The sequence below is a fragment of the Ruegeria sp. CK2 genome, assembly GCF_056536585.1.
On the sequence record NZ_JBQFPW010000081.1, the window covers coordinates 1 to 581 of the forward strand.

At 54.0% G+C, this 581-nt stretch carries 1 protein-coding gene; it reads left to right on the forward strand.

Annotated features, from left to right (window positions below; genetic code table 11):
* Positions 1-581: hypothetical protein (locus tag ACR0BU_RS24785; RefSeq protein WP_480739600.1), on the forward strand; the 581-nt coding region annotated here is incomplete at both ends.

Below are 581 nucleotides of genomic sequence, written 5' to 3' on the forward strand. Positions count from 1 at the left end.
GCGCCAAGACCTCGTCTCACGATCGCAAAGGAAGTTAAGGTCAGCGACACCCTGACAGTCATGAACTCACATCACAGCACCGGTCTCCGTTTTGATGGAGGTGTTTTTTCCTACGAGATGAATCTCGGAGAAACAGATTCAGACACAGATCCATTTGGACAGCTTCTGACAGAAGACTACTCCTTCGGACACGCGTTCAAACTCACAGAAGCGCTGGCGCTGACGACGGACCATGCAATCGGGTCATCCGCTGACTCTTTCACAAAGACCAGCATAGGGCTTGAGGCCAAAGACAGGGATGGGTCAGGCTTTTCTGCCCAGTTCGGCCTTATGGAAGAAAACGGGACCGTGCTTGGGTCCCGCTTCATGGGAGCCGCAGGTCAAGACGGACGCAGTGCGACATCATTCCTGACGATATCGGGATCTGTTGCTTTTGGGCAAGACACGCTCCTGACAGTATCGGGCACGCAAAGCAGGACAGATTTCCGGCAAGAAGGTTTGATCACTGGCGGCGAAAACCTGGTGGGGCGTGCTGGCAAAGTCTCAATCAGCCAGCAGCATTTTCTCGGTAGTCCGGGTAC